This window comes from Acidovorax sp. Root219, assembly GCF_001428665.1.
Classification (GTDB): domain Bacteria; phylum Pseudomonadota; class Gammaproteobacteria; order Burkholderiales; family Burkholderiaceae_C; genus Acidovorax.
The window spans coordinates 112,243-136,266 of the sequence record NZ_LMIJ01000030.1; the positions used below are offsets into that span (position 1 = coordinate 112,243).

Here is a 24,024-nt window from a genome sequence, read left to right on the forward strand (position 1 = left end):
AAAGGCAGCTGCACCCGCCAAGAAGGCTGCCGCTCCTGCCAAGAAGGCAGCTGCGCCCAGCAAGAAGGCTGCCGCTCCTGCCAAGAAGGCCGTAGCAGCGAAGAAGGCCGCCGCCCCTGCGCCCGCGAAGAAGGCAGCTCCTGCCAAGAAAGCGGCCAAGGCCCCAGCCCCTGCGCCAGCTGCAGCCGCAGCCGCTCCCGCAGCGCAGACCACGCTGAACCCTCAGGCAGCATGGCCCTTCCCCACGGGCACCAAGCCGTAAGTCTTTGCCTTACGCGCTTTGCGCTCAACCCGGTGCTTCGGCACCGGGTTTTTTTATGCCCGGACGCAAAGCGCTGGTCGGCGCTTTGGCGCCGTGCGCCACCCCAGGCGACGCACGCACGGCACCAAGCTAAGCTCACGCAGGCTGAAAGTCCAGCGTGTAGCTTTGCGGGCCGCGCTGTGCGATCTTCAGCGCCCCGACTCGGTTGCCCAGCTCGGCGCATTGCACCAGCGGCCAGCCACGCTCCAGACCGAAGAGCAGCGCACCACGCCAGGCATCGCCGCAGCCCGTGGGGTCCACGATGGCGGCAGGCACCACGGCAGGCACCAGCGTCTTCTCGCCCTTGATCCAGACTTCGCAGCCCTCGCCACCCAGCGTCACCACCAGGCCGTCCACACGCTGCGAGATCTCGGCCAGACTCCAGCCCGTGCGTTCGCTGAGCATCTTGCCCTCGTAGTCGTTGACCGTGACCCAGGTCGCCTGCTCAATGAAGCGCGACAGCTCGGCACCATTGAACATGGGCAGGCCCTGGCCCGGATCGAAGACAAAGGGAACACCGGCCGCCACCAGTTGCGCAGCATGCTCGATCATGGCGTCGCGGCCATCGGGCGCGATGATGGCCAGGCGGATGCCGTCGCCGGATTCGATGCGATTCGCATGCGCCTGCATCATGGCGCCCGGGTGGAAGGCCGTGATCTGGTTGTTGTCGCGGTCGGTCATGATCATGGCCTGCGCGGTGTGCACATCCTCCACCTGGCCCACGAAGCGGCGGCTGATGCCCAGGGTATCCAGGCGCTGCAGGTAGTCCGCAGCATCACTGCCCAGCATGGCCATGGGCAGGGGCTCGCCACCCAGCAGCTTCAGGCTGTAGGCGATGTTGCCGGCGCAGCCACCAAAGTCGCGGCGCAGCGAGGGCACGAGGAACGACACGTTGAGGATGTGCAGTTGCTCGGGCAGGATCTGCTCGGCAAAGCGTCCCTCGAAGGTCATGATGGTGTCGAATGCCAGGGAACCACAGATAAGGGCAGCCATAGGTGGGAAGAGAGTGAAGGGTTGGAAAGAGAGGCCCGCGATCCCGGTGGGATCAGGGGTAGAAAGTCAGCAGCCGGTAGCCCGACACCCGCGAGGCGCCCGTGGTCACCACCACCGAGACCGAGGTGCTCCACTCTCCGCGCGCAGGCAGTTCGACGGGCGCCGCGAGATCGGCCGGCAGCAGCACGCGCCGCAAGACGGGCTGGTCCTGGGCATCAGTGAGGGTCAGCTCCACCGCCGGCATTTCCAGCGGTATCGTGGCGCGGCTCTTGACGGTAAGCGACAGCAGGTAGCCATCGCCACGCGCCTTGTTGAAGGACGAGCTGTCGATCACCACATCGGCAATCTGGCGCTGGGGGGCCAGCGTACAGCCCAGGTGCGTGCACAGCTGCTGCAGCCAGGGGCGCGCCCTGCTGTCCATCGCGGCGATGCGGTTGCGCTCCTGCACGGCAACCTGCACGGCCAGCACCCCGAGCAGCAGCAAGAGCACCAGCGCCAGCAGCGAGCGCACGAGTGGCCGGCGCCAGAAGGCCTTGCGCCGCGCAGCCCGCACGAAACTCACCTCCTCGGCATCGGGGTGGCCGGCGGGCAGATCGTCCTCATCGGCATCCAGGGCGGTCGCCGCCGAGCGCCCACGCGCAGCACCGGCGGGCTCGGATCGGGGGAGCGCTGGTGCCGATGCCGGAAAGACCGGATCGGGCATCAGCTCGAAATCCGGATCGGGAAAAGGCGTGATGGATTCGGAAAACCCGCTGGAGGGTGGCTGCGACGCCACGGGCGTGCGCCGGGGCGCAGATTCGGGCGCGGCCACCGGCAGCATGGGCTGAGGCGCTGCCGCAGCGGGGCCGAACAGCGGCACGCCATCATCGTGGTCGTCGTCCTCATCGTGCGCTGGCAGCGCTGCGCGCCTGGCCGCCGGGGTGGGCAGATCCAGGGCGGGGTAGGCGGCGTCATCACCCGTCCCCTCTTCCGGCAAGGACATGATCTCCGTGTCGGGCCCATTGTCGTCATCTTCGCCATCGGGCAGGGAGTCGGAAAATTCCGCCACCGGCAGCTCGTAGCCGGCAGGCACGGCCATGCCCTCGGCAGCCGGATCCATCCCCCTGGGCAAGGCCGGACTGGCCACAGGGGCCAGGTCGGCCAGCAGCGACGCGGCCAGCCCGGGCATCACACGGCTCTCCTCGCGTGGCGGCGGAGGCACGAATGCCGCTGGCGGTGGTATGGCCGCAGCAGGGGGCACAGCGGGTGCCGACCGGGGTGGCAGCAATGGCGGTACGGACGGCGCCCGCCAGCCAAAGGTCTGCAAGGGCTCCAGGCTCAGATCATCGGCACTGAGCGCAGTGGAAGGCGCGCGCGCAGCCGAGAGGAACGCTGGAACAGTGGGTGCGGGAATATCGAACACCTGGCCAGCCGTGCCGCCGGGACCCGCCGCCGCAGCGGGCGCCGCAGGCTGGGACACGCGGCCCGCCGCCTGGCTCGCCGGCGGGTCGAACACCCCCCAGGCACCGCGCGCTTCGGGCTGCCGTGCAACCACCACCGGTGGTGGGCGGGTGTCGGTCAGCGAGACGTCGGGCAGCATCGGCGGGGGCGGTGCGGCCACCAGGTGCGCGGCCGCGTCGAACACCTCCTTGCACTGCCCGCAGCGCACCCAGCCCTCGGAAATGCGCAGCTGGTCGGCGACCACCTTGAATTGGGTCGCGCAGGCCGGGCAGCGTGTGATCTGGCTCATCTGCGGTCGATTGTAGGGTGCGGCGCAAGCCGCACCGCGCCATGCTTCAACGCGATGCGGTCATCAGGATCCAACCGTCCTCAGTGTCCGCCACTTCCAGCTTCACCCAGGGTGCGTAGGCCTCCTTGAGCTCCTCGGCCTGGCGCGCCAGGATGCCCGCCAGCACCAGGTGGCCGCCGGGCGCCACATGGTTGCACAGCAGGGGCGCGAGCACGCGCAGTGGCGTGGCCAGGATGTTGGCCAGCACGGTCTGGTACTGGCCGCTGGCCTTGTCGGGCAGGCCGGCACGCAGTTGCACACCGTTGGCCTCGGCGTTCAGTACCGTCGATTCGACGGCCGCCGTGTCGATGTCCACGGCATCGATGTCGGTGGCACCGAACTTGGCCGTGCCAATGGCCAGGATGCCCGAGCCGCAGCCGTAGTCGAGCACGCGGCCGAAGGCAGCCGCGCCTTCGCCGGTGGCGCCCTTGCGGGCGATCCAGCGCAGGCACATGCGCGTGGTGGGGTGGGTGCCGGTGCCAAAGGCCAGGCCCGGGTCCAGCCGAATGCTGCGCACAGCCTCGGCGGGCAACTCGTGCCAGGTGGGCACGATCCAGAAATCGGGCGTGATGTCCACGGGGGTGAACTGCGATTGCGTGAGCCGCACCCAGTCCTGGTCGGCCAACTCGGCCATACCCAGCACCTGGCAGCCCTCGAAGAAGTCCTGCACCGACAGCAGCTGCTGCGCCTCGCTGGCGGCCTCGCGGGTCGGGAACAGGGCCACGACGCGGCTGCGCTGCCAGCCGTCCTTGGGTGGCGGCATGCCGGGCTCACCGAACAGGGCCTGCTCGGCATCGGTCTGCGCATCGGCGTCTTCCACCGAGACGCTCAGCGCATCCAGCGCGTCTAGCGCGTCACTGACCGGCTCGATCCGGTCTTCGGGGCACATCAGCATCAGCTCGAACATGGGCGCAGGCCTCTCAGAAAAAATGAAATGCCGGCCCCCGTTGCCAGGGGCCAGCATATTGAACAACCACCGGTGCTGGCTCAGCGCTTGTGCTGGGACAGCCACTCTTCCAGGTAATGGATGTTGGTGCCGCCAGCCATGAACTTGGCGTCCACCATCAGCTCGCGGTGCAGGGGCACGTTGGTGTTGATGCCTTCGATCACCGTCTCCGACAGCGCGGTGCGCATGCGCGCCAGCGCTTGTTCGCGCGTATCGCCGTGCACGATGATCTTGCCGATCATCGAGTCGTAGTTCGGCGGCACGAAGTAGTTGGTGTAGGCATGCGAGTCCACACGCACGCCCGGCCCGCCCGGTGGGTGCCAGGTGGTGATGCGCCCTGGCGAGGGGGTGAACTTGTAGGCGTCTTCCGCGTTGATGCGGCATTCGATGGCATGGCCCCGGATCTCGATCTGGCGCTGGGTGAAGGGCAGCTTCTCGCCCGCCGCCACCATGATCTGCGTGCGCACGATGTCCACGCCGGTGATCCACTCGGTCACCGGATGCTCGACCTGCACGCGGGTGTTCATCTCGATGAAGTAGAACTCGCCGTTTTCGTAGAGGAACTCGAAGGTGCCCGCACCGCGGTAGCCGATCTTCTTGCAGGCGGCCACACAGCGCTCGCCGATCTTCTCGATCAGCTTGCGCGGGATGCCGGGGGCCGGCGCCTCTTCGATCACCTTCTGGTGGCGCCGCTGCATGGAGCAGTCGCGCTCGCCCAGGTAGACCGCATTGCGGTGCTTGTCCGCCAGGATCTGGATCTCGATGTGGCGCGGGTTCTGGAGGAACTTCTCCATGTACACCGCAGGATTGCCGAACGCAGCGCCGGCCTCGGCCTTGGTCATCTGCACGGCATTGACCAGGGCAGCCTCGGTGTGCACCACGCGCATGCCGCGGCCACCGCCGCCGCCTGCGGCCTTGATGATCACCGGGTAGCCCACGGCCTTGGCAATGCGGCGGATCTGCACCGGGTCATCGGGCAGCTCGCCTTCGGAGCCGGGCACGCAGGGCACGCCGGCACGGATCATGGTCTGCTTGGCCGACACCTTGTCGCCCATGATGCGGATCGACTCGGGCGTGGGACCGATGAACTGGAAGCCGCTCTTTTCCACGCGCTCGGCAAAATCGGCGTTCTCGGACAGGAAGCCGTAGCCGGGGTGGATGGCCTCGGCGTCGGTCACTTCGGCGGCCGAGATGATGGCCGGCATGTTGAGGTAGGACAGCGACGAGGGCGCGGGGCCGATGCACACCGCCTCTTCGGCCAGCTTGACGTACTTGGCGTCGCGGTCGGCCTCGGAGTAGACCATCACGGCCTTCACACCCAGCTCATGGCAGGCGCGCTGGATCCGCAGGGCGATTTCGCCGCGATTGGCGACCAGGATCTTTTTAAACATAGGCTGTCTCGCGGCTCATCGCCCGCACGCTGGCGCGTGCCAGTGCAATTTGCTTCGCCTTGCCTTTGGCAAGAACGCCCCGATTGGCAACAAGAATCGTCTTGAACATGCGCGCCTTATTCGATCACGAACAGCGGTTGCCCGTATTCCACGGCCTGGCCGTTTTCGCCCAGGATGCGGGTGACCGTGCCCGATTTGTCGGCCTCGATCTCATTGAGGATCTTCATGGCCTCGATGATGCAGATGGTCTCGCCTTCCTTGACCTGGCTGCCGACTTCGACAAAGGCCTTGGCGCCGGGGCTGGATGAGCGGTAGAAGGTGCCGACCATGGGCGACTTGACCACATGGCCTGCGGGCGCGGCAGGGGTGGGTGCGGGCAGTTCGGCCACTGGGGCGGCAGCGGCCTGGGCAGGCGCCTGCTGCTGCATGGGCGCTGGTACATACTGCTGCACCACGGCACCGCCGCTCTTGACGATACGGACCTTGCCCTCGGCCTCCGTGATTTCGAGTTCGGACACATTCGACTCGGACACGAGATCGATGAGGGTTTTGAGTTTTCGCAGATCCATGAAAGCTCCAACGGCTAAAAACTGAACAGGGCGCGAATTTACTCCAAATTCGGCCTATACCCGTCTTTGGGCCACAATTTTGATGAACGCCAGAGCGTCAAAAGGCCATTCAGGCCCGGAATAAAGGGCGCCAATGGCCCGTCCTGCCTAGCGCAGGGCCGCCCACTGCTGCAGATCCTGCGCCGTGACCTGGCCCATTTTACGGTGCAGCACCCGGCCCTCTCCACCCAAGACCACCGTGAAAGGCAGGCCTCCGGTGAGGTTTCCGAGCGAGCGCCCCAGATCCGTGCCCTGCATGCCGGCCAGCCCGACCGGGAATTCCAGAGGCAGCTTGGTGAGAAATTTGCGCACAGAAGACGGCTGATCGATGGCCAGGGCCACCACCTGCCAGCCTTTGGGCGCATGTTCGCGGTAAAAGGCATTGAGCATGGGCAGCTCTTCGACACAAGGGGCGCACCAGGTCGCCCAGAAGTTGATGAGCAGCGGTTTGCCCAAAAAGCGCTGCAGCGGCAGGGTGGCGCCGTCCGGCGTTTCGAACTCCAGGGCCCACAAGGCCTTTTCCGCCCCACTTTCCATGGCATGGGGCTGGAATTTCCACCACGCGACCCCTGCGCCCCCCACGGCGGCTGCGCCGGCGACACCCGCATACAGCCAGCGGCGGCGGGCGGGATCGGAGGGGGTGCCAGGGGACGTGGCGGGCGAAATCTCGGGAGCGGGGGTCGTCATGGAGCAGGGGTTTCCGTATCTTGGAGCAGGCGGCGCACGGCCGTGATGTCACCGCGGGGCGAGCGCCCCTTGGCATCGGGCCGCAGCGCTCCACGCAGGTCATCAAGGTCATAGATCAGCAGATGGACTCCGATCATCTCGCCCAGTTCAGGCGATTTGCTGCCCAGGCTCAAGGCCTCGACCGACTCGCCATGGAAACCGGACACCGTGCGCGGCTCGTAGTCCACATGGTGATCTATGAGCGCAATTTCGGCAGATTTGGAATCATCGCAGAACAACTGCAGGTAAATGTCGGACAGGCGGGTGGCCGTGCCGTGCCAAACGGCACCGCCTAGATGCGGGCGAAACGCCGCCATGCGCTCCATCCAGACCAGGGCCAGTTGGCGCAGCGCGCGCAGTTCGCGCGGCTGGGTGTCGGCGCAAAAGAGGGCGATGTACTCGCGCACGGCCTCCTCCACCTGGTCGTTGCCGGGCAGCGGGGTTCGGGCAGGCAGGCCCATTTCGCGCAGCGCGCGGCGCTTGGCGGGGCCCCACTCCATCCCTTCCTCGACGACGATGCGGGCGGTGGTGTTGGCGATTTCGGCACTCAGAGGTGTGTTCATGGCGCAAACCAGGCAGTGGAGGCTCCATTGTGGCGCGAACGCGCCGTCGGGGTGGCCCGCATGCCCCCACGGCACAGCCGCCCACAGGGCCATGGCGGGCAAAAGACTATCAATTTCATAGCTCCCCAGGCAGGCCAACCCTGCGGCGTGGGACCTTGCGTTTGAAAAGTAGAATCGTCGCCCATGCATATACACATACTGGGCATCTGCGGCACCTTCATGGGCGGCCTTGCGGCCCTGGCCCGCGAGGCGGGGCACCGGGTCACAGGCTGCGACGCGGGTGTCTACCCGCCCATGAGCGACCAGTTGCGCGCCCTGGGGATCGAGCTGATCGAAGGCTTCGGACCTGAGCAACTGGCCCTGAAGCCCGACATGTTCGTGGTCGGCAACGTGGTCAGCCGGGTCCGGCTGGCCGATGGGAGCCCCAAGTTCCCGTTGATGGAAGCCATCCTGGACGCCGGCCTTTCCTACACCAGCGGCCCCCAGTGGCTGGCCGAGCATGTGCTGCAGGGCCGCCATGTGCTGGCCGTGGCCGGCACGCACGGCAAGACCACCACCACCTCGATGCTGGCCTGGATCCTGGAAAGCGCGGGCCAGCAGCCCGGCTTCCTGATCGGCGGCGTGCCGCTGAACTTCGGCGTGTCCGCGCGCCTGGGCGCGGCCGCGCGGCCCCATGCCGGCGATGGCCCGCTGGGTGTCAGCCCGCTGTTCGTGATCGAGGCCGACGAATACGACACCGCCTTCTTCGACAAGCGCAGCAAGTTCGTGCACTACCGCCCACGCACGGCCGTGCTGAACAACCTGGAGTTCGACCACGCCGACATCTTCGACGACCTGGCCGCCATCGAGCGCCAGTTCCACCACCTGGTGCGCACCGTGCCGCCCTCGGGCCGTGTGGTGGTCAACGGGCTGGAAGAAAGCTTAGCGCGCGTGTTGCACGCCGGCTGCTGGAGCAGCGTGAGCAGCTTCGGCACGGCAGTGGGCGACTTTGCCGCCATGGGCGAGCCCCAGGCGTTCGACGTGGTGCAGCAAGGCCGTACCGTGGCACGGGTGGAGTGGGCGCTGACCGGCGTGCACAACCAGCTCAATGCCCTGGCCGCCATCGCCGCAGCCCACCATGTGGGCGTGGCGCCCGAACAGGCGGCGCGCGCACTGGGCCAGTTCCAGAACGTCAAGCGCCGCATGGAATTGCGCGGCACGGTGAACGGCATCGCGGTGTACGACGATTTCGCCCACCACCCGACCGCGCTGCGCACCACGCTCGATGGCCTGCGCCGCAGCCTGGGCCCCACGGCACGCATCCTGGCGGTGTTCGAGCCGCGCAGCAACACCATGAAGCTCGGCGCCATGAAGAGCCAGCTGCCCTGGGCGCTGGAGTCCGCCGACCTGGCCTTCTGCCACACGGCGGGGCTGGACTGGGACGCCGCCGACGCGCTATCCCCCCTGGGCGTGGGCCCCGGTCAGCGCGCGCAGACCGCGCCCGACATCGACACGCTGATGGCCCAGGTCAGCGCCGCAGCGCGGCCCGGGGACCACATCGTGTGCATGAGCAATGGCGGTTTTGGCGGCGTGCATGCGCGCCTGCTGCAGGCGCTAGCGCGGTAGTTCCACCGCCTTGATCTCAGTTCTCTGAAGTGCTGTCAGCCTGAAATACTGGCACAGCCCAAGCCAGTGCCCCCGCGCAAGGGCCGCCCCGCCGCGCTGGGGGCGTCCCCCTCCCAGATTGCGAAGCAATATGAGAGAGGGGTGAAGGCGCGAAGCGACTCAGGGGGTGCTTAGAACGTCACGGCCATGGCGGGCACGTCCACCCGCACCACGGGCCTGGCGAGGGCCGCACTGGCGGCACGCGCGAAGTCGCGCGACCACTGCACATCGCCCATCAGCGGGCTGCCGGCCGCCTGCGCCACGGTGAGCACCTTGTCGGCCAGCAGCACCTTGCCGCTGGCGCGCAGGGGTTCGCAATCGAGGCTGGTGAACTGATCGTCCAGCCAGCGACGCCCTTCCTCATGGGTCATGGGTTCCGCGTTGGCGAGGTCGAAGCGGAATTCCTGGTTGCCCGCCAGGCGGACGGAGACTTCGCTGTGCATGGGGATGTCTTTCTGTAAGCAGGGGTGGGAGGCCCCGCCGCTGCACTTGGTCAGCGGACAGGGCCCTCAATGGCCAGAAGCTTACACGCAGGTAGTTGCTCAGGCAGCGCGGCGGGCTTGCACTGCGGCCGAAAGGTCGGCCAAAGACTGCAGCGAATCGTCCCAGCCCAGGCAGGCGTCGGTGATGCTCAGGCCGTAGGTCAGCGCAGCAGCGTCGTCCTTGCCGGGCGTGAACTTCTGGGCGCCGGCCGTGAGATGGCTTTCGATCATCAGACCGAAGACGCTGCGCGAGCCGCCGGCGATCTGGCCGGCCACGTCGCGTGCCACGTCCATCTGCTTTTGGTGCTGCTTGCTGCTGTTGGCATGGCTGCAGTCCACCATCAGGGTGGCGGGCAGCTTGGCGGCTTCCAGGTCCTTGCAGGCGGCGGCCACGCTCTCGGCGTCGTAGTTGGGGGCCTTGCCGCCGCGCAGGATGACGTGGCAGTCCTTGTTGCCGTTGGTGTTGACGATGGCGACCTGGCCATTCTTGTGCACCGACAGGAAGTGGTGGCCGCGGCTGGCGGACTGGATGGCATCGGTGGCGATGCGGATGTTGCCGTCCGTGCCGTTCTTGAAGCCGATGGGCGCCGACAGGCCCGAGGCCAGCTCGCGGTGCACCTGGCTTTCGGTGGTGCGTGCGCCAATGGCGCCCCAGGAGATCAGGTCGCCGATGTACTGGGGCGAGATCACGTCCAGGAACTCGCTGCCTGCGGGCACGCCCAGGCGGTTGATGTCGATCAGCAACTGGCGTGCGATGCGCAGGCCTTCGTCGATGCGGTAGGTCTCATCGAGGTAGGGGTCGTTGATCAGCCCCTTCCAGCCCACCGTGGTGCGGGGCTTTTCGAAGTACACGCGCATCACGATCTCCAGCGTGTCCTTGTACTGCTCGCGGACCGCCTTGAGGCGGCGCGCGTATTCGATCGCGGCGGCCGGGTCGTGGATGGAGCAGGGGCCGATGATCACCAGCAGGCGGTCGTCCTCGCCGGCCATGATGTTCTGGATGTTCTTGCGGGTCTGGGTGATCAGCGTTTCCACCGGCGTACCGCTGATGGGGAAAAAGCGGATCAGATGCTCTGGAGGAGGCAACACGGTGATGTCCTTGATACGTTCGTCGTCGGTCTGGCTGGTTTTCTCGACGCTGCGGTACCAGGAATCGCTGGTGGGGTTGGTGTGGGCCGTCATGTTGTCTTCCTCGTGGGCTGGATGGATGGAAATGGGGAGGGCAGAAAAACAAAAACCGCCGGGCTTTGCAGCGTCGGCGGTTGGTATGGGGAGGTTGTGTGTGCTTGCGCGTTCGCCTCTCATCCGCCGGGGACTGAGATAAAAAACCAAAAATAAAACGCGCTGCGAACTTGCATGGGATTCAATGTAGCACAGTCTTGCCGCATTGCAGCAACCCCTGTGCGTTGCGAAGCTGCAACGCCACGGCGGCCTGCAGGGCGATGCGGGACGACGCGAGGGGCTGAAATATCCAGCCGGAGATCAACTTCTCCAGCGCCGCAGCCAGGCGGCCGCACGCTGCAATGCCGAGCGCGGTGGCGGCTCGTCGCCGGGCAGCTCGCTCACCGGCTCGCTCTGGTGCTCATACATGTCCACCAGCAGCAAGGCCTCGCCCAGCGTGCGCCAGGCGAGCAGCTCGAATTGGTCGAAGCAGGCACTTTCGCGGGTATTGCGCTGCTCCAGCGCCTGCTGCCATGCGGTGACGGCATTGCGCAGCTCGCGCAGGGCGCGCTGGTAGGCGCCGAACTCGTAGAGCGCATGCCAGGCCGAGCCCAGGCCCGTGAGGAACAGCTGGTGCTCGCGCGCACAGTGCGACAGGCTCACCACCCGGCGCGTGATGGCCGCCGTATCGGTGCTGGTGCGGCGCGTGCGCACCGCCTCGTCGATGTGGTTGGACAGGCCACTCAGGCTGTCGCGCAACTGGCGCGAATCCTCGTCGGCCACGCTCTCGCGCAGAAACCGGCTGATGTCGCCAAACGACTGGAGTGTGTGCTGCAGACTGGGGCGCGTGGCAGGCATGGAGAGATTGTGCGCCGCGCAGGCCCTGCGCGGCTAAGTGCAAGCCCCAGGCATGCGATTTGGCGGGTGAAGACCGGCCAATTGCGGGCCATGGAGGGCGCGGATGGTGTAGCCGCGCAACAGCGGCCCACGCTCCCGCGCCGCAATCAAGCCGTGCCGCCGACCGTCAGGCCTTCGATGCGCAGCGTGGGCTGGCCCACGCCCACGGGCACGCTCTGGCCCTCCTTGCCGCAGGTGCCCACGCCGCTATCGAGGCGCATGTCGTTGCCGATCATGGTCACCTTCTTGAGCGATTCTGGGCCGCTGCCGATGATGGTCGCGCCCTTGACGGGGTACTGGATCTTGCCGTTCTCGACCCAGTAGGCTTCGCTGGCCGAGAACACGAACTTGCCCGAGGTGATGTCCACCTGGCCGCCGCCGAAGTTGGAGGCATACAGCCCCTTCTTGATGCTGGCGATGACCTCGGCCGGCTCCTTGTCGCCGCCCAGCATGTAGGTGTTGGTCATGCGCGGCATGGGGATATGGGCATAGCTCTCGCGCCGGCCGTTGCCGGTTGGCGCAACGCCCATCAAGCGCGCGTTGAGCGAGTCCTGGATGTAGCCCTTAAGGATGCCGTCCTCGATCAGCACGTTGCGCTGGCTGGCATTGCCCTCGTCGTCCACGTTGAGCGAACCGCGGCGGTCGGCAATGGTGCCGTCGTCCAGCACCGTGACGCCCTTGGCCGCCACGCGCTGGCCGATCCGGCCGCTGAACGCGGAAGAGCCCTTGCGGTTGAAGTCACCCTCCAGCCCGTGGCCGATGGCCTCGTGCAGCAGGATGCCGGGCCAGCCCGAGCCCAGCACCACGGTCATCTCACCCGCCGGGGCCGGGCGCGATTCGAGGTTGACCAGGGCCGCGTTCACGGCCTCGTCCACATACTGGCCCATCTGCTCGTCGTCGAAATAGGCCAGGCCGAAGCGGCCACCGCCGCCGGCCGAGCCCATTTCGCGGCGGCCATTCTGCTCGGCGATCACCGTGACCGACAGGCGCACCAGCGGGCGCACGTCGGCGGCCAGGGTGCCGTCGGCACGCGCCACCAGCACCACGTCGTATTCGCTGGCCAGGCCGGCCATGACCTGGGCCACGCGCGGGTCCTTGGCTCGGGCGCGCTTTTCCAGGCGCTCAAGCAGGGCCACCTTGGCCGTGCTGTCAAGCGTGGCGATCGGGTCCACGCCAGGGTAAAGGCTGCGGCTGGTGGCGATCTTCTGCGACGCCACCTTCACCCGGCCGGCCTGCGATGCCGCACCGATGGTGCGCACGGTGCGCGCGGCGTCGAGCAGCGAGGCCTCGGAAATATCGTCGGAATAGGCAAACGCCGTCTTCTCGCCGCTCACGGCACGCACGCCCACGCCCTGGTCGATGCTGAAGGAACCGGTCTTGACGATGCCTTCCTCCAGGCTCCAGCCTTCGCTGCGCGTGTACTGGAAGTACAGGTCCGCATCGTCCACCTGGTGCGTGCGGATCTCGGCCAGCGCGCGCGCCAGATGGCTTTCATCCAGGCCAAAGGGTGCCAGAAGCAGTTGCCGGGCAACGTCGATGCGCTGGGTGGTGGACGCACGCTGGGGCGCGGCAGTAGAGGAGCTGAAGGTCATGCAGCCATTTTAGGCGCGTGGGCAGGCCCCGTGCGGCGCAGGGGCACCGACCATCCCTGCAAGGCAGCGGGTGGGGTCAGGCGCTCTGGTCGTCGGCCACGGCATCGGGGGCATGGGCCTTCACCGATTCGATCCCCGCTTCGCGCGCTTTTTCGCCCGAGTAGCGCTGGCTCTGGCCGATGACCTGGCCGTTGCCGGCCTTGAGGGTGAAGTAGGGCGAGCCGTCCTTGGCGCACAGGCGGCCGTAGCGGCCATCGTCGGCCGCATTCTTGCGCACCGATTCGATGCCGTTCAGAGCGCTGGCCCGGGATTCGTACAACTCGCTCGTGAGGATGACTTGGCCATTGGAAGCCAGCAGGTTGAAGACGAACTTGTCGTTCCTGGACTTCTTGAGCTCGAACTTGGACGCCATGGGAGCACCTCCGTGGGGTTGTCGAAACAGTAGAGCCCCTTGTAACCCCAAGCGCCCGCCGTGGCAATGGCGCAAGCCCCCGCTCCCGTCCCCGCGCTATGCCTGCATGGCGGGCGGTGCGTCCTTGGGGTCCGCGCGCTGCGAGCGCGCCACCGACATCAGAATGCCCAGTGCCAGCCCCAGCGTGACCATGGCCGTGCCGCCATAGCTGATGAAGGGCAGCGGCACGCCCACCACCGGCAGGATGCCGCTGACCATGCCCATGTTCACGAAGGCGTAGGTGAAGAAGATCATGGACACGGCCCCCGCCATCAGGCGCCCGAACAGGCTGGTGGCGCCCATGGCAATGGCCAGCCCGCGCCAGACCAGCAGCAGGAAGCAGGTGATGATGAAGAGGTTGCCCGCCAGGCCGAATTCCTCGGAGAAGGCGGCAAAGATGAAGTCGGTGGTGCGCTCGGGAATGAACTCCAGGTGGGTCTGCGTGCCGGCCATGAAGCCCTTGCCGAATACGCCGCCCGAGCCGATGGCGATCATGCCCTGGATGATGTGAAAGCCCTTGCCCAGCGGGTCGCGCGTGGGGTCCAGCAGGGTGCAGATGCGCTGCTGCTGGTAGTCGTGCAGCACCACCCAGCGCACCCCGTCGGCACACAGCTGGTCGCCCAGCAGCACCAGGACGGCGATGCCGGCACCGCCGATCAGCACCGGCGGCAGCACCAGCTTCCAGGGCAGGCCGGCAAAGAAGATCACCGACAGCCCCGCCGCCAGCACCAGCAGCGAGGTGCCCAGGTCGGGCTGCTTCATGATCAGCCCCACGGGAATGGCCAGCAGCAGCCCCGCTGCCGCGAAGTCCAGTGGCCGCAAGGTGCCTTCGCGTTTCTGGAACCACCAGGCCAGCATCAGCGGCATGGCGATCTTGAGGATTTCGCTGGGCTGGATGACGATGCCCAGGTTCACCCAGCGCTGCGCGCCCTTCTTGGTGATACCGAACAGCGCCACCGCGATCAGCAGCGCCACCCCCGCCGCATAGAGCGGAACGGCAAACACCATGATCTTCTGGGGCGGCACCTGGGCCACCATGAACAGGATGGCGCTGGCGATGAGCATGTTGCGCCCATGGTCCATGAACCGGGTTCCATGGTCGTAGCCCGAGGAATACATGGCCAGCAGGCCCGCACCCGCGAGCAGCATGATGATCAGCACCAACGGCAGATCGAACCCGCGGAACAGGGGCGTGAAGCGCTGGGCAAGGGAGGGCTTTTCAAAAACGGCGGCCATCCCCCGATTATCGGGTGCAGGCCAGCCGCCGGGCGGGCAACCCCGCCTCAACCCGCCTGCCGAAAGGCCATCACCGCCTGGTTGCGCAGGGTGCGCAGCAGCCCCAGGGCCTTGTCGTCCACCACGATGCCGCCGGCCACCGACTGGTCCGCATAGATCAGTGCGAAGGTCTGGCCCTTCAACTGCAGGGGCAGCAGCAGGAAGGACGGCGCATTGAGCCCCGTGCGGTACCACTCGGGCAGGCGCGCGTGGATGCGCGGGTCGGTGGCATCGTTGATCAGCGTGTCCGCAGCGCGCAGGCAGACGGCAGCGAACAGGTCGCCCGGCACCTTGAGCGGCACTCGCATCGCGCGCACTGCGGCATCGCTGCCCTCGCCCAGGCCAAATCGACCCACCAGCACCTCGGTACGGGCGTCGCGCAGGCAGAACACCATGCGCCGAAAACCCAGCGCACGGAACATGGTCTCCAGGATCATGCGCAGCACGTCGTTGAGCGCAAAGGTGTCCACCATGGCATTGGTCACGTCCTGCACGCCGGCGGACAGCAGTTCGTTGACCTGGGCCACCGACACCGCCCCGCCGGCCTGCGAGGCCAGCACGGCGGGCAGGGGCTGCACCTCGCCGATCCCGAGTTCATGGGGCGCCAGGGCATCCTCCGGCACGGCCGCGTCGCCATCCGCCGGGGGTGGCAGTTGGAGCAGGCGGGCGGCGGGCGTGCCCGGCGGCACCCGCAGCTCCAGGGTTTCGGCCAGCGACACCAGCTTGTGGCGCGCGCGCAAGGCGGCCTCGGCAATGGCGGCGGGAGACAGGGCCAGGGTGCGGCTGTAGCGCGTGCCCACGCCCTGCATGCGCTCTTCGAGCCGCGCGGGGTCGCTGTGCAGCAGGATGTCGGCCACCTCGTTGGCCGCCAGCGCCACCCAGCGCAGGCGCTCCACGCCCTGCTCGGGCGGGCGCTGGGCGGGCGACCCCAGGGGCTTGCGCATGCAGCGCTGCAGGCTCTCGGGCAGGCCCCAGACACGCGCCACCCCGGTGCCCAGGTCCTCGAAACCCAGGCCCAGCACCTGCACGGCGGCGGCTTCCTCCCCGCCGTCGAGCCGGCCGCCGGCCAGGATGCGGCGCACCTCCTGCGCCTCCTCCGGGAAGTAGAAGCTGCACAGCATGCGCCCCAGGTTCTGGAACATGGCGCCGATGAAGGCCTCCTCGGCGCCCTGCCCCGGGCCGCACAGCTCGGCCGCCACCGAGCCGGCCATCATGGAGCGCAGGAACTCCTCGCGCATCTGGTCGGCATGGGCCTTGTCCTGCATGTGGTCGAGCAGCACCAGGCTCATGGCCATGTTGCGCACGGCATTGAAACCCACCAGGCTGACCGCGCGCGATACCGTGCTGATGGTGCCCCGCCCCGCATGGGCGTAGTGCACGCTGTTGACCAGGCGCAGCAGCTTGTGGGTCAGCGCCACGTCCTTGAGGATCTCGTGCGTGAGGTCGCTGATGCTGTCGTCCTCGGAATGCGCCACGCGCTGGATGCGCGTCACCGAGTCGGACAGGGCCGGAAAATCGCTTTTGTGGCGCATGCGCCGCAGCAGGAAATCGAGCGTGGCATTGCTGGCCGCCGTGGGCGCGCTGGCGGGCGCCGCCCAGGCACGCAGAGCATCGCGCAATTCGGTGGCACCCGCGAATGGCGCGGCGCCATCCAGGCCCAGGGCGCGCTGCAGCAGGGTGCGCAAGCCCTCGTCCAGGGCGTCGATCAGCACGGCGGGCAGGGCGCGCCCCGCCTCGGCGGCGCCCACCCAGGGGCTGCCGGTGAGCAGGTGCACCAGCACCCGGGCGGCCGAGCGCACGTCGTCTGCCGCGCTGGCCGATGCCTCCCCGGCAGCCAACGCCGGGGCATGCCAGCCAAGGCCCAGCAGCCGCGCGTGGCGCTGTGGGTCCATGGCGACATGGTCCAGGTCCACCCGGCCGTGCACCACACCCGCCCCATGTGCGGCCTCCAGCGCATCGAGCAGGTCCACCACCAGCGCGACGGCATCGTGCGGCGTGCAGCGGCCCTGGCGCGCCAGGTGCTCGGCCAGCGTAGGGCCCAGCATCTGCTCGTGCACGATGTAGGGCTGGCGCGCGAGGACGTCGGCCTCCAGCACGGGCACGATGAAGGCATGGTTCAGGTGGGTGGCCCGTTCGGCGGCCTCAAGCCAGCGCTCGAGTGCGGCCGCCGCTGGTGGCGGCGCCACCGCCCACTGCCGGATGGTGACCGGGCGCTGCCCGCGCCGGTCCAGCGCCCGCCACTGGGTGAATTGCCCGTTGGCCACCAGCACCTGCTGCAGCTCGAACCGCCCCTGGGGCGGCGGCACCCGGTCACCGACCACCCAGGCGGAACGGCGGGCGGGGGAAAGCGGCGCAAAATCGGTCATGGTCGGGAGAATCAGGGCGGGGCGCGGTATCGCAGGCTGCGGCATACACTTTGCAACATCTTATGCCCGTGCAAGGGGTCCCAACGCAGTGATTCCCCTGCCCTGAGCGCTTGTTACACGCTTTTCGGCCGCCTCCATCCATGAACCGCACCACCCACCTTCTCTATCTGCACGGTTTCCGTTCCTCCCCGCAATCGGCCAAGGCGCGGCAGATGGCCGCCCATGTGGCAAGCCGGCACCCTGGCGTGCATTTCTGGTGCCCGCAACTGCCGCCCTCGCCCCGCCAGGCCATGGACCTGGTGGAGCAGACCGTGGCCCACTGGCCCAAAGCCTCCAGTGCGGTGGTCGGCTCCTCGCTGGGCGGTTTTTATGCCAGTTGGGTGGCGCAGCACCTCTCCTGTCCGAGCGTGGTGCTCAACCCTGCGGTGGACCCGGCGCGCGACCTGGCACGCTACATCGGCGAGCAGACCAGTTGGCACGACCCGGCCGAGCGCTTCTTCTTTTTGCCCGGGTACATCGGCGAGCTGCAGGCCCTGGATGTGCGCGGCAAACCACCCGCAGGCCCCGAACTGGCCATCATCGCCAAGGGCGATGAGGTGCTGGACTGGCGCGAAATGGTGGCACGCTACCCGGCGGCGCAATTGCAACTGCTCGACGGCGGCGACCATGCACTCAGCGGTTTCGAGGTGCACCTGCCTCTGGTGGACTCATTCCTGCGGCTTTGAATTCGACGCGCGCGAGGCCGGCGTCCCCTTGTTCAGCCAGCGCGCATGGTCCTTGGGGTAGGCGATGCGGTAGCGGCGCAGGTGGTAGGCCGCCTCGTCGTCCCGGCCGAGCATGAGCGCGCTTTCGATGCGCTTCTCGATGACGCGGGGCTCGGGCGAGTAGTGCAGCAGTTCGCCCGAGAGCGCGTACACCTCCTGGGCCGTGGCCGGGGTGAGGGCCATGGCCGGCAGCCGGGCGAAATCCACCTGGTCCGAGAACAGCAGCGTGGGGGCCGTGGTCGCCGGGGTCATGTCACGGTAGGCCGGGTCGCGCCGCTCAGGCACCTTGTAGAGCTGGCTGATGCGATGGTAGTCGTGCGCCACCCAGGCGATCAGCAGGGCACCCGCCACCAGAACCATGGCCGTGGCGCCCAGCACTGCCGGCGAAGGGGGCTCGGCCGGGCGGCGGCGCGGCCACAGCAGCACCAGCGCCAGCAAGGCCGCCAGCTGGAAGGGCCCGTACCACAGCGGAAACTCCAGCATGCTGTGCGCGCCGATGATGGCCAGGATGCCCCAGGCCAGTTGGCGCAGCGGATCCGTCTCGCTCCAGGGCCGTGCCTTCACGATGAAGGCCAGCGCAGCGCCGCACAGCAGCACGGCGGCCGGCAGCCCCAGCTCAACGGCCAGGTGCAGGGGCAGGTTGTGGGCATTGTCCAGCAGCACACAGAAGCGCTCGCCTGGGAACAGGGTGATGTAGTGCGCGTAGTCGAGTTCGTTCCAGCCCCAGCCTGTCCAGGGCTTCTGCGCGATCAGGGTGAGCACGTTGGACCAGAGCACACGCCGGCTGGTGCATTGGTGGCTATTGCCCGAGAAGCGGTTGAACAGGTCCTCGGCCTGCACCCCGCTCCAGGCGTGCAGCAGCACGGGCAGCAGCCATGCCCCCGCGATATACAGCGCCATCCCGCCCAGTGCCACCCCCAGTGCCAGCCGGCCGGTCGAGCGACGCCACCACAGGAGCAGGGCCACGATGATCAGCCACTGCACGGCCCCGGTACGCGAGACCGTGGCGGCGCTGGCCAGTGCCAAGATGGGCAGGGCCCAGCCGATGCCCACCCCCATCAGCCAGTCTGGCGCGGCCCGCACCCGTCCTTCCTGGCTGCGCGCATGCCACTGCGCCACCAGCCACACCAGCGCCCACACGCCCAGTGCCACCAGAGAGGCCTGCTGGTTGCGCTGGCGCAGGTTGCCCACCGCCTGGCCCGGGGTGGAGGCGTTGATCCAGGGCGCCATGCCCACATCGCCCCCGAAATACTGCACCAGGCAGATCATGCCCCCCACGACCGCAGCCAGCAGCAGCCCCAGCGCCAGTTGGTTCGCCGCCGTGGCGCCGCCGTCGCACAGGCCCGGATGGCGGCGCGAGCGCAGCGCCCGCTGCCATGCCAGCGCCGCCAGCAGCGTGGCGCAGGACCACGAGGCCAGCAGCGGCCAGACATTGGTGGACGGCGGGGTGGTGACGGAAAACAGGAAGGGCAGGGCCACTGCCAGCAAAGTCAGCGGTGCGGCAATGGCATCGATCAGCATCAGGAAGACGGGGGAAGCGGGTTGCGCAGGGAAAGGGAAGCCGCGAATCATAGAGCCCCCGCGCTGCGGCGATCCGGCCATGCAGGCCAGGCCGTTCCCGGCGGCACCGGCCCTCCCCACCCCGGCAGCGCCCACAAGCCCTTATATTTGCACCCATCCCGCCCATCGTCCCCTGACCGGGTCTTGCACCACCGCCATGAACCACCCGCAGCACTCCTGTTCCCTGTATCGCCCGCAGGGCTTCACGATGATCGAGATGATGATGGTCGTCGCTGTCGTGGCCGTACTGGCCTTGATGGCCCTGCCCTCGTACCAGGACCGGATGCTGCGCACCCAGGTGAAGGAGGGCCAGGCCATGGTCGAGTTCGTCAAGCAGGCGGTGGCCGTGCACTACGCGCTCAAGAAAACCATGCCGACCGACAATGCCGCCGCCGGCCTGCCGCCCGAGGACCGCATCGTCAGCACCAACGTGGCCAAGGTCACCGTGGCCGGCGGGGCGGTGAACATCGTCTACGGCAACAAGGCCAACAAGGCCATCGCAGGCAAGATCCTGACCCTGCGGCCGGCCATCGTGCCGGATTTCCCGCAGGTGCCCATTGCCTGGGTCTGCGGCAAGGCCAAGGTGCCGGACAAGATGACCGCGCAGGGGACGAACGCCACGAACATCCCGGCCATTGCCACCCCCCTGGATTGCATGGGCCCGGCAGGATCCTGACCCGTCTCGCCAGAGACGGGGAGCGCCCCATGGGAGAATGCCGCCCATGCATGCATTGTTTGAAGAAGCCGGCAAGTTCATGGCCGGCCGTATCCTGTCCGAAGCCGAGAGCTCGGCCCAAGTCGAGCTCGATTCGGGCAAGCGGGTCAAGGTCAAGGCCGCCAACGTTCTGTTGAAGTTCGAAAAACCCGCCCCATCCGAGCTGGTGGCCCAGGCGCAGGCCGTGGCCGAGACCATCGAGCTGGACCTGGCCTGGGAGTTCGCGCCCGAGGACGATTTCGGCTTTGCCGACCTGGCGCGCGACTATTTCTCCGAGAACGCCACCCTGGTCCAGCAGGCCGGCGCGCTGTTCCGCCTGTACGAGGCACCGCATTACTTTCGCCGCGCGGGCAAGGGCCGTTTCAAGAAGGCACCGGCCGAGATCCTGCAGCAGGCGCTGGCCGCCATCGAGAAGAAAAAGGCCGTGCTGGCGCAGATCGACGAATGGGCCGCAGCCCTGGGCCGGGGCGAATGCCCGCAGCCCATCCGCGACCAGCTCTACAAGATCTTGTTCAAGCCGGACAAGAACGCGCCTGAGTACAAGGCCGTGGTCGACGCCAGCCGCGCCACGCACACCGCGCCCCTGGACCTGCTGCAAAAGGCCGGCGCCATCGACTCGGCCTACCAGTTCCACTGGAAGCGCTTTTTGTTCGAGAACTTCCCCAAGGGCACGGGCTTCCCGGCACTGACCGCCCCCCAGCCGCCGGACGACCTGCCGCTGGCCAGCGTGCAGGCCTATTCCATCGACGATTCGCAGACCACGGAAATCGACGATGCGCTGTCAGTACAAGGCCTGGGCACGGGCACCGTGGTGCTGGGCATCCACATCGCCGCGCCCGGCCTGGCCGTGCAGCCGGGCAGTGCCATCGACCAATTGGGGCGCGCGCGCCTGTCCACCGTGTACATGCCGGGCTACAAGATCACCATGCTGCCCGACGAGGTGGTGCAGATCTACACGCTGGACGAAGGCCGGGCCAACCCCGCCGTGTCGCTGTACGTCACCGTCAACGAGACCACGCTGGAGATCCTCTCCACCGAAACCCGCCTGGAGCGGGTGCCGGTGCTGGCCAACCTGCGCCACGACCAGCTCGACCACATTGTGACCGAGGCCTGGCTGACCGACCCCGCCGTGCAGGTCGAGGGCACGCCAGCGCGCGTATCGGAGCTGCGCGAGCAACTGTCCTTCCTGTTCCGCCTGGCCAAGAGCCTCAAAGCGCAGCGCGAGGTGGTGCGCGGCAAACCCGAGAACTTCAACCGGCCGGACTACAACTTCCGCCTGGTGGGCAACGACCGCGGCGAGCCCAACGGCTCGGAGACGGTGCAGATCACCACGCGCCAGCGCGGGGCGCCGCTGGACCTGATCGTGGCCGAGGCCGCCATCGTGGCCAACAGCACCTGGGGCAGCTGGATGGCCGAGCTGGGTGTGCCCGGCATCTACCGCAGCCAAGCCAGCATGGCGCCGGGCGTGAAGGTGCGCATGGGCACCAAGGCCTTGCCGCATGCGGGCATCGGGGTGAAAAGCTATTCCTGGGCCACCTCGCCGCTGCGCCGCTACACCGACCTCGTGAACCAGTGGCAGATCATTGCCTGCGCGCGCCACGGCAAGACGGCGGCGCTGGCCGCACCGTTCAAGCCCAAGGACGCCGACCTGTTCTCCATCATCAGCAGCTTCGACGGCGCCTACAGCGCCTACAACGGCTACCAGGCCGGCATGGAGCGCTTCTGGACGCTCAAGTACGTGCAGCAGAACGGGCTGACGGAGCTGACCGCCACCGTCTTCAAGGAAGGCCCGGGCGGCAGCTTCCTGGTGCGGGCCGACGATATCCCGCTGGTGTTCCCGGTGCTGGGTGCCCAGAACCTGCCGCGCGGCGCGCGCCTCTTGGTGAAGCTCGGCGAGATCGACGAGATCACGCTGGACATCCACGGCACGGTGCTGGAGCGCCTGGACAGCGACGAGCCCGAAGCCGGTGCCGACGAGGCGGCGGAGGAGGACGACGAGACCGTGGCCGGCCCGATTGCCATTGCCGTGGACATGAACGAAGCCGAAGCGCCCGCCAGCGCTGATAATCTGACGCCGTGAAATTGCCTGCCTTCTTCCGCACCTTCAGCACGCTGCAGCTTGCGCTCGGCGTATCGATCGCCGTGCATGCGGCGCTCATCACCGTGCGCTTCATCGACCCGGAGGGCTTCAACCGCGTGTTCCAGGACACGCCGCTCGAAGTCATCCTGGTCAATGCCAAGTCCAACGAACGCCCGGAGAAGGCCCAGGCCATCGCCCAGTCCAACCTGGCGGGCGGCGGCGATGCGGAAAAAGGCCGGGCCACCAGCCCCCTGCCGTACTCGGCCCTGACGGCCATGGGCGACGATTTCGAAGAAGCCCAGCGCAAGATGGACGCGATGCAGGAGCAGCAGACCCAGTTGCTCACGCAACTGCGCAAGCAGCTGGCCAGCATGCCGCCCCCCGATCCGCGCAAGCCCAGCCAGAGCGCCGAGCAGTCGTCGCAGGACGAAAAGCGCCGCCAGTTGGTCAAGTTGCTGGCCGAGATCGAAAAGCGCATCAACGAAGAGAACTCGCGCCCCAAGAAGCGCTATATCAGCCCCGCCACGCGCGAAGAGGCCTATGCGATCTACTACGACGCGCTGCGCCGCAAGGTCGAGGACAAGGGCACCGAGAACTTCCCCGAGCAGGGCGGCAAGAAGCTCTATGGCGAGCTGACGATGATCGTCACCGTGAACCACGACGGCCGCGTGCTGGAGACCGAGATCGTGCAGGGTTCGGGCAATGCCACGCTGGACCGCCGGGCCGAGGCCATTGCCCGCGCCGCCGGCCCGTTCGGCGCCTTCAACCAGGAAATGCGCGCCAAGGCCGATCAGATCGCCATGGTGGCGCGCTTTCGCTTCACCCGCGACCAGACGCTGGAAACCACCGTCCGTTGAACCCCCCTTCGAGATGAGCCAAGCCACCGTCGACCTGTATTGCGTGATGGGCAACCCGGTGGCGCACAGCCGCTCGCCCGCCATCCACGCCCGTTTTGCCGAATTGACCGGCGAGCGCCTGGCCTATGAGCGGCGCCTGGTGGCGCTGGACGGCTTTGCCGAGGGTGTGCGCGCGTTCGCAGCCCAGGGCGGGCGCGGCTGCAACGTCACCGTGCCGTTCAAGATCGAAGCACCGCGGCTGGCCACGCAGTGCAGCGAGCGCGTGCAACTGGCCGGCGCGGCCAACACCCTGGCCTTCCGCCCGGATGGCAGCATCCACGCCGACAACACCGATGGCCTGGGCCTGGTGGCCGACATCACGCGCAATGCCGGCGTGGCCCTGCAGGGCCGCGATGTGCTGCTGGTGGGTGCCGGCGGCGCGGCGGCCGGCGTGCTCGGCCCGCTGCTGCAGGCCGGTGCGCGCCGCATCGCCATTGCCAACCGCACCCTGGCCAAGGCCCAGGCGCTGGTGCATTCACACCATGCCCTGGCCACAGAGCTCGGCGCGCAGCTCGCGGCCAGCACGCTGGATGCCGTGGCCGGCGACTTCGACGTGGTCATCAACGCCACGGCCAGCAGCCTGGCGGGTGATGCCGTGCCCGTGTCGGCCAGCGTGCTGCGCCCCGGCGGCCTGGCCTACGACATGATGTACGGCCCTGCGGCCCAGGGTTTTCTGGACTGGGCTGCCGCGCATGGGGCGGTGCCGCGCGATGGCCTGGGCATGCTGGTGGAACAAGCGGCCGAGGCCTTCGCCTTCTGGCGCGGCGTGCGTCCCCCGTCATCCCAGGTGCTGGCCGAGTTGCAGGCGCAACTGGCGCTGCAGCCCCAGCACTGAACCTGGCAAG

Annotated in this window: 21 protein-coding genes and 1 pseudogene; 7 read left to right on the forward strand and 15 right to left on the reverse strand. The window is 67.8% G+C overall.

All coding sequences use genetic code 11. From position 1 onward, the window contains the following. Nucleotides 1–262, forward strand: a pseudogene (locus ASE28_RS33250) (histone); the annotation flags it as partial. A 135-nt stretch (nt 263–397) separates the two neighbouring features. Here the strand turns inward: ASE28_RS33250 and ASE28_RS25775 are convergent. The 7 genes from ASE28_RS25775 to ASE28_RS25805 all read right to left on the reverse strand — a co-directional run bounded on the left by ASE28_RS25775 (nt 398) and on the right by ASE28_RS25805 (nt 7,296). Continuing rightward, entirely contained in the window at nt 398–1,294 is an 897-nt protein-coding gene (locus tag ASE28_RS25775; RefSeq protein ID WP_057201711.1) for a carbohydrate kinase family protein, read from the reverse strand. A 52-nt stretch (nt 1,295–1,346) separates the two neighbouring features. Beyond that, nucleotides 1,347–3,023: a zinc-ribbon and DUF3426 domain-containing protein gene (locus ASE28_RS31645; RefSeq protein ID WP_082608260.1), complete on the reverse strand. Its 1,677-nt coding sequence runs from the start codon at nt 3,021–3,023 to the stop codon at nt 1,347–1,349. A 46-nt stretch (nt 3,024–3,069) separates the two neighbouring features. Then, nucleotides 3,070–3,969 (reverse strand): 50S ribosomal protein L11 methyltransferase, encoded by a 900-nt coding sequence (gene prmA / locus ASE28_RS25785; protein WP_057202474.1) that lies wholly within the window; start codon nt 3,967–3,969, stop codon nt 3,070–3,072. Between the two features lie 80 nt (nt 3,970–4,049). Continuing rightward, nucleotides 4,050–5,399: an acetyl-CoA carboxylase biotin carboxylase subunit gene (gene accC / locus ASE28_RS25790; RefSeq protein ID WP_057201710.1), complete on the reverse strand. Its 1,350-nt coding sequence runs from the start codon at nt 5,397–5,399 to the stop codon at nt 4,050–4,052. A 116-nt stretch (nt 5,400–5,515) separates the two neighbouring features. Beyond that, on the reverse strand, nt 5,516–5,968 hold the full coding sequence (gene accB, locus ASE28_RS25795) for an acetyl-CoA carboxylase biotin carboxyl carrier protein (protein ID WP_057201709.1): 453 nt from the start codon (nt 5,966–5,968) through the stop codon (nt 5,516–5,518). A gap of 147 nt (nt 5,969–6,115) precedes the next feature. Then, nucleotides 6,116–6,694: a TlpA disulfide reductase family protein gene (locus ASE28_RS25800; RefSeq protein WP_057201708.1), complete on the reverse strand. Its 579-nt coding sequence runs from the start codon at nt 6,692–6,694 to the stop codon at nt 6,116–6,118. Beyond that, nucleotides 6,691–7,296: a hypothetical protein gene (locus ASE28_RS25805; RefSeq protein WP_057269040.1), complete on the reverse strand. Its 606-nt coding sequence runs from the start codon at nt 7,294–7,296 to the stop codon at nt 6,691–6,693. The genes ASE28_RS25800 and ASE28_RS25805 overlap by 4 nt, the downstream gene beginning before the upstream one ends. A gap of 183 nt (nt 7,297–7,479) precedes the next feature. Here ASE28_RS25805 and mpl point away from each other — a divergent pair, with 183 nt between their 5' ends. Then, nucleotides 7,480–8,901, forward strand: a complete 1,422-nt coding sequence (gene mpl, locus ASE28_RS25810; RefSeq protein ID WP_057269041.1) for a UDP-N-acetylmuramate:L-alanyl-gamma-D-glutamyl-meso-diaminopimelate ligase — start codon at nt 7,480–7,482, stop codon at nt 8,899–8,901. A 170-nt stretch (nt 8,902–9,071) separates the two neighbouring features. On the opposite strand, the gene ASE28_RS25815 is transcribed toward mpl, so the two are convergent. From ASE28_RS25815 to ASE28_RS25845, 7 genes are all read right to left on the reverse strand, one after another. Then, nucleotides 9,072–9,383, reverse strand: a complete 312-nt coding sequence (locus tag ASE28_RS25815; RefSeq protein WP_057201705.1) for a hypothetical protein — start codon at nt 9,381–9,383, stop codon at nt 9,072–9,074. A gap of 99 nt (nt 9,384–9,482) precedes the next feature. Next, a complete protein-coding gene (locus ASE28_RS25820) occupies nt 9,483–10,604 on the reverse strand; it encodes a 3-deoxy-7-phosphoheptulonate synthase (protein WP_057201704.1) in 1,122 nt (373 codons plus the stop codon). A gap of 300 nt (nt 10,605–10,904) precedes the next feature. Next, nucleotides 10,905–11,441 carry a hypothetical protein gene (locus ASE28_RS25825; RefSeq protein WP_057201703.1) on the reverse strand — a complete coding sequence of 179 codons (537 nt, stop codon included), beginning with the start codon at nt 11,439–11,441 and terminating at the stop codon, nt 10,905–10,907. A 146-nt stretch (nt 11,442–11,587) separates the two neighbouring features. Then, a complete protein-coding gene (tldD, locus tag ASE28_RS25830; RefSeq protein WP_057201702.1) occupies nt 11,588–13,072 on the reverse strand; it encodes a metalloprotease TldD in 1,485 nt (494 codons plus the stop codon). Between the two features lie 76 nt (nt 13,073–13,148). Next, entirely contained in the window at nt 13,149–13,484 is a 336-nt protein-coding gene (locus ASE28_RS25835; RefSeq protein ID WP_007854175.1) for a YegP family protein, read from the reverse strand. Between the two features lie 96 nt (nt 13,485–13,580). Further along, nucleotides 13,581–14,759, reverse strand: a complete 1,179-nt coding sequence (gene rodA / locus ASE28_RS25840) for a rod shape-determining protein RodA (RefSeq protein ID WP_057201701.1) — start codon at nt 14,757–14,759, stop codon at nt 13,581–13,583. A gap of 47 nt (nt 14,760–14,806) precedes the next feature. Next, nucleotides 14,807–17,164: an HDOD domain-containing protein gene (locus tag ASE28_RS25845; protein WP_057269184.1), complete on the reverse strand. Its 2,358-nt coding sequence runs from the start codon at nt 17,162–17,164 to the stop codon at nt 14,807–14,809. Nucleotides 17,165–17,304: 140 nt separating this feature from the next. Here ASE28_RS25845 and ASE28_RS25850 point away from each other — a divergent pair, with 140 nt between their 5' ends. Further along, on the forward strand, nt 17,305–17,889 hold the full coding sequence (locus ASE28_RS25850) for a YqiA/YcfP family alpha/beta fold hydrolase (protein WP_057269042.1): 585 nt from the start codon (nt 17,305–17,307) through the stop codon (nt 17,887–17,889). Here ASE28_RS25850 and ASE28_RS25855 read toward each other — a convergent pair. Beyond that, nucleotides 17,872–19,449: a Wzy polymerase domain-containing protein gene (locus tag ASE28_RS25855; protein WP_057269185.1), complete on the reverse strand. Its 1,578-nt coding sequence runs from the start codon at nt 19,447–19,449 to the stop codon at nt 17,872–17,874. The two genes, ASE28_RS25850 and ASE28_RS25855, sit on opposite strands and share 18 nt — an antisense overlap. A gap of 196 nt (nt 19,450–19,645) precedes the next feature. On the opposite strand from ASE28_RS25855, the gene ASE28_RS25860 reads away from it, so the two are divergent. From ASE28_RS25860 to aroE, 4 genes are read left to right on the forward strand one after another with little or no spacing between them, the layout of a single operon-like run. Beyond that, nucleotides 19,646–20,164: a pilin gene (locus tag ASE28_RS25860; RefSeq protein WP_304439368.1), complete on the forward strand. Its 519-nt coding sequence runs from the start codon at nt 19,646–19,648 to the stop codon at nt 20,162–20,164. Nucleotides 20,165–20,210: 46 nt separating this feature from the next. Further along, a complete protein-coding gene (locus ASE28_RS25865; protein WP_057269187.1) occupies nt 20,211–22,283 on the forward strand; it encodes a ribonuclease catalytic domain-containing protein in 2,073 nt (690 codons plus the stop codon). Next, on the forward strand, nt 22,280–23,140 hold the full coding sequence (locus ASE28_RS25870; protein ID WP_057269043.1) for a TonB family protein: 861 nt from the start codon (nt 22,280–22,282) through the stop codon (nt 23,138–23,140). The genes ASE28_RS25865 and ASE28_RS25870 overlap by 4 nt, the downstream gene beginning before the upstream one ends. Nucleotides 23,141–23,153: 13 nt before the next feature. Then, nucleotides 23,154–24,014 carry a shikimate dehydrogenase gene (aroE, locus tag ASE28_RS25875; RefSeq protein ID WP_057269044.1) on the forward strand — a complete coding sequence of 287 codons (861 nt, stop codon included), beginning with the start codon at nt 23,154–23,156 and terminating at the stop codon, nt 24,012–24,014. The last annotated feature ends 10 nt before the right edge of the window (nt 24,015–24,024 follow it).